The 5,239-nt window shown below is 53.5% G+C and carries 2 protein-coding genes and 1 pseudogene; 2 read left to right on the top strand and 1 reads right to left on the bottom strand.

What is annotated here, in order from left to right; translation table 11 throughout:
* Window positions 1–138: 138 nt before the first annotated feature.
* Both POG22_RS00165 and purH read left to right on the top strand, forming a co-directional pair.
* Window positions 139–429: pseudogene (locus tag POG22_RS00165) on the top strand (redoxin family protein); the annotation flags it as partial.
* A gap of 145 nt (window positions 430–574) precedes the next feature.
* Window positions 575–2,122 (top strand): bifunctional phosphoribosylaminoimidazolecarboxamide formyltransferase/IMP cyclohydrolase, encoded by a 1,548-nt coding sequence (purH, locus tag POG22_RS00160; protein WP_498902932.1) that lies wholly within the window; start codon window positions 575–577, stop codon window positions 2,120–2,122.
* Window positions 2,123–2,270: 148 nt separating this feature from the next.
* Here purH and POG22_RS00155 read toward each other — a convergent pair whose 3' ends face one another.
* Complete coding sequence (locus tag POG22_RS00155; protein WP_498902931.1) at window positions 2,271–4,742, bottom strand: ATP-dependent Clp protease ATP-binding subunit; 2,472 nt, start codon at window positions 4,740–4,742, stop codon at window positions 2,271–2,273.
* Window positions 4,743–5,239 lie beyond the last annotated feature (497 nt).

The raw sequence follows: 5,239 nt of genomic DNA, 5'->3' as shown, positions 1-5,239 counted from the left end.
TTTTGTGATTTTTGATACATTTTTTCTTGCCGGATGCACAGGAATTTCCAATTTTACCTCTTTTTCGGGTTCTCGAAGCCATGTCAAGACTCCTCTAAGCCTTACGTCGTAAGCTTTTCACTTCTTTTCAGCAAGCCCGAATTAGAAAAATTGGGAGCGCAAGTTTTTGGACTGAGTACTCAAAATACTGAGTATCAAAAAGAAGCAGTCGAACGGCTTCATTTACCATTTGAGCTGTTAAGTGACTGCGATTTAAGTTTTGCTGAAGCGCTAAAGCTCCCCACGTTTGAAATCGCAGATCTACAGTTAATTAAACGAGTGACGCTAATTGCAAAATACGGAAAAATTGTTAAAGTTTTTTACCCCGTCTTTCCTCCCGATCGCAACGCTGATGAAGTCATTAACTGGCTGCAAAACCACACCCCCTAAAAAGTCGAGAAATCTGTACGCTTGTCGTTCGAGACGGTTTCGGGATATTGTCGCGGCGATCGACCCACTCATCAAAACCCCGACTGGAGGGACTCGCCCCCCGTTGTAAAATAAACGGGTCGTGCGATTAGGAAAGGAGAAAACCGTGGCGCGTTTAGCTTTGTTGAGTGTATCGGATAAAACCGGATTGGTCGAATTCGCTCGCTCGATCGTCGAAGAATTCCAATTTGACATCATTAGTAGCGGCGGAACCGCAAAAGTCTTGCAAGACGCCGGACTCCCCGTAACCAAAGTCTCAGACTACACCGGATTTCCCGAAATTCTCGGCGGACGGGTCAAAACCCTACACCCTCGCGTTCACGGTGGAATTCTCGCCCGTCGCAACCTCCCCGAAGATCTCCAAGACTTAGAAGCCAACGACGTTCGCCCTATCGATTTGGTAGTGGTGAACCTCTACCCCTTTGAAGCCACGATCGCCCAACCCGACGTCACCCTCGCCGACGCCGTGGAAAAAATCGACATCGGCGGCCCGGCCATGTTGCGGGCGGCGGCGAAAAACTTCCAACATCTGACGGTGTTGTCTAACCCCGCCCAATACGACGGCTATTTAACGGAACTGCGCGAAAAAGGCGAACCGTCCTTTGAATTCCGCCGCCACTGCGCCAAAGCCGGATTCTGGCATACTTGTCAGTACGATCGCGCGATCGCCACCTACCTCGAAAGCCAAACCGAATCCGAAACCCTTCCCGAACAGTTTGGCGTGGCGGGGTCGCAAATTCAAGCCCTGCGTTACGGCGAAAACCCCCACCAAAAAGCCGCCTGGTATCAAATCGGTCAAACCGCCAGCGGTTGGGGCGCAGCGGAGAAACTGCAAGGAAAAGAACTCAGCTACAACAACCTCGTCGATTTAGAAGCCGCCCGTCGCATCATCGCGGAATTCCTCGGCGACGACAAACCCCCCGCAGCGGCGGTGTTGAAACATACCAATCCCTGCGGCGTTTCGGTGGGCGAGACTTTGCTTCAAGCTTACGAAGACGCCTTTAACGCCGATTCCGTCTCCGCATTTGGGGGAATTGTCGCCTTGAACCGTCCCATCGACGCCCCCACCGCAACGGCGTTGACGAAGACCTTTTTAGAATGTGTCGTCGCCCCCGGTTGCGAAGACGAGGCGAAGGAAATTTTGACGAAAAAGTCGAAAGTTCGCGTGTTGACGATGTCCGATTTGAACCTGGGAAGCCGCGAAACCCTTAAAGCGATCGCGGGAGGCTTTCTCGTCCAAACTGCCGACGATTTAGTCGAAGATACCACGCAATGGAAAATCGTCACAGAAAAACAACCCACACCGGAACAGTTAGAAGAATTGCTGTTCGCGTGGAAAGTCTGCAAACACGTTAAATCCAACGCCATTGTCGTGACGAAAAACCGCACCACGTTAGGAATTGGGGCGGGTCAGATGAACCGCGTCGGGGCGGCGAAAATTGCTCTCGAACAAGCCGGAGAACAGTGTCAGGGGGCGACGTTAGCCAGCGATGGCTTCTTCCCCTTTGACGATTCTGTGCGTTCTGCTGCGGCGGCGGGAATTACGGCGATCGTTCAACCGGGCGGTAGCATTCGCGATAAGGATTCGATCGCAGCCGCCAACGAGTTAGGTGTCGTGATGGTTCTCACGGGAGTTCGCCACTTCTTGCATTAATTTAGCCGGAGAAAGGGAAAGCTTCTCTTTTGTTTCTCTGGTTGTTTTTAAAAACTGGAGGTTTCAACAAAATTATTAGCGAATTGCTCTCAAAGGTGCTAGATCCCCGGAATCTTGCAGATTCCGGGGATCTTAGAAGTCACACACCCTACCGGACGCCAGCGAGTTCGGGGGTTTTCAAGCGAGCGTCGTCTTTGGAAATGACGGCGTTTCCGTTCTCGTCTACATCGACGATCGCCTTGTCGCCCTCTTCCAAGTTTCCGGCGAGCATTTCTTCAGCCAGAACGTCTTCTAACAGACGCATAATCGCTCGACGTAACGGACGCGCCCCGTAAGCCGGATCGTAGCCTTCGTCTACCAACCGCTCTTTAAACGCTTCCGTGGCTTGCAACGTGATGTTTTGTTCCGTCAGTCGTGCGAACACCTGTTTCAGTTGCAGTTCGGCGATTTCCTTGATTTCTTCCCGCTTCAACTGACCGAAGACGATGATATCGTCCACGCGGTTGAGGAATTCAGGACGGAAGTACTGCTTCAACTCCTCGTTAACCAGGTTGCGAATGCGGTTGTACTGGGCATCTGTCTGGTCGTCAGCCACGTCGAAGCCCAAACCGCCGCCACCTTTCTCGATAACGCGAGAGCCGATGTTCGAGGTCATAATCAGCAGGGTGTTTTTGAAGTCCACCGTGCGACCTTTGGAATCGCTCAACTGTCCGTCTTCGAGAATCTGCAACAACAGGTTGAAAACGTCGGGGTGAGCTTTTTCGATTTCGTCGAAGAGAATCACCGTGTAAGGGCGACGACGCACCGCTTCGGTGAGTTGTCCCCCTTCGTCGTACCCCACGAATCCCGGCGGGGAACCGATGAGCTTCGAGACGGTGTGACGTTCCATAAATTCGGACATATCCAGCCGAATCATAGCCTCTTCTGACCCGAAGAAGTAATCCGCCAGAGATTTGGTCAGTTCGGTTTTTCCGACGCCTGTGGGGCCGGAGAAGATGAAGCTGGCGATGGGACGTTTGGGGTTTTTCAAGCCGACGCGGGCGCGACGAATCGCACGAGACACGGCGCGAACGGCTTCCTCTTGTCCGATGAGACGCTGGTGCAGGGTGTCTTCCATGTGCAGCAGCTTCTCGGATTCGCTTTCTTCGATTTTCGTCACGGGAACACCCGTCCAACTGGCGACGATGTGGGCGATGTCGTCTTCCGTCACCACGGGAACGCGACCGGGTTTTTGCTGGCGTTCTTCGGCCAGTTTGTCCATTTCGCGGCGGATTTCCAATTCGCGATCGCGCAGTTCTCCAGCTTTCTCGAAATCTTGAGCGTCGACGGCTGCTTCTTTTTCAGAGATCGCTCGAGTTAGTTCTTTCTTCATGTCCCGACTGGCGGGGGACGATTTGAAATGCTCGATGTGAACGCGAGACCCGGCTTCGTCGATGAGGTCGATGGCCTTGTCCGGTAAGAAGCGATCGTTAATGTAGCGATCGCTGAGTTTGGCCGCCGCGTCGAGGGCTTCGTCGGCGATGGTCAGTTGGTGGTGTTGTTCGTAGCGATCGCGCAGTCCGAAGAGGATTTCGATGGTTTCCTCAACAGTCGGTTCGCCCACCATAATCGGTTGGAACCGACGTTCGAGAGCTGCGTCCCGTTCGATGTGTTTGCGGTACTCGTCGAGGGTCGTCGCCCCGATACATTGCAGTTCGCCTCGGGCCAACGCCGGTTTGAGGATGTTCGCCGCATCCAGGCTTCCTTCTAACGCCCCCGCACCGACGAGGGTATGAATTTCGTCAATAACTAAGATGATGTTTCCGTTTCCGCGAACTTCTTCGACGATGTTTTTCAGGCGTTCTTCAAATTCGCCTCGGAAGCGCGTTCCCGCCACCAACAACCCCATATCCAGGGCGATGACTTGCTTGTTTTCCAGCATTTCGGGAACGGCGTTTTTGACGATGCGCTGCGCTAATCCTTCGGCGATCGCCGTTTTCCCGATTCCCGGTTCGCCGACGAGAATGGGGTTGTTTTTGGTACGACGACCTAGGATTTGAATCAGGCGTTCGGTCTCCCGTTCGCGACCGACGACGGGATCGAGTTTTCCGGATTCGGCCAGTTGCGTGAGGTTCGTTCCGAACTCGTCGAGGGTGGCAGTTTTCCCGGTTTTCGCACTGGGGCGATCGCCCACGGCGACCCCAGCCACTTCCCCGAGTTGTTTCATCACTTGGGTACGGAGATCCGCTAAATCGACCCCTAAGTTATGGAGAACTGTCGCCGCGACGCCTTCTTCGTCTCGAGTCAGTCCTAATAAAATATGTTCCGGGGCGATATAGTTATGGCCGAGTTGTCGGGCTTCTTCGACAGCGTACTCAAAAACCCGTTTGGCTTTAGGCGTGAAGGGAATTTCGGCCGAGGCGAAGCCGGAACCGCGCCCGATGAGTTGCTCGACCTCTTGTCGGGCGTTTTCACGGCTGACGCCGAATTTGTTGAGGACTTCGGCGGCGATGCTGCTTCCCTCGCCGACTAAACCTAGCAGGATTTGTTCGGTCCCGACCATGTTGTGTTTGAGCCGACGCGCCTCTTCTTGCGCCAGCATGACGACTCGGATAGCTTTGTCTGTAAAGTGTTCGAACATAATTCGCGTGCGATCGAGTAGAGCTAGTTGTCTGCGGGGACTCTAGGCGTGCCGTCGCGGAATGGGGACTTCGATTTCTCCGGGAGCGACCTGCCTCGAAGGGAAAAGGGGGGAATCTATGAACTTTTATGTACTTACATTAATATAATGTACCGGCACGAAGCCAACCGCCCAGTGAGGAGAGCCGAATGGTCGAAGGTCGGTTTTGACCGATCCTATTCCGATCGGCAAACTTTACCTCGTTTGAGGTTCCGACAGTCGCTAGGCTCTCGTTCCCAGCCTATTACAGGATCGCGGACTGGTGCAAACAAACCTGTAGCGATCGCCCCCTATTTTAGACGGAAATTTTTAACGCCTCTATAAAGATCCGTCGCAGTACTCCGCCTATACCGCGAAGCGGTTAGGGGGTGGTGAAGCGGCGGTGAGTTGAGGTGCGTCCCCTGAACAATGCGATAGCGAGAGAAGGGGATAGCGCCGAAACGAGCAATCAAATATAA

Origin of the sequence: Geitlerinema sp. CS-897, assembly GCF_028368005.1 — a bacterium.
In the GTDB taxonomy this organism is placed as follows: Bacteria; Cyanobacteriota; Cyanobacteriia; order Cyanobacteriales; family Geitlerinemataceae; genus Baaleninema; species Baaleninema simplex.
Note: the sequence above shows the minus strand (reverse complement) of the source record. Positions and strands in the feature narration are given on the sequence as shown.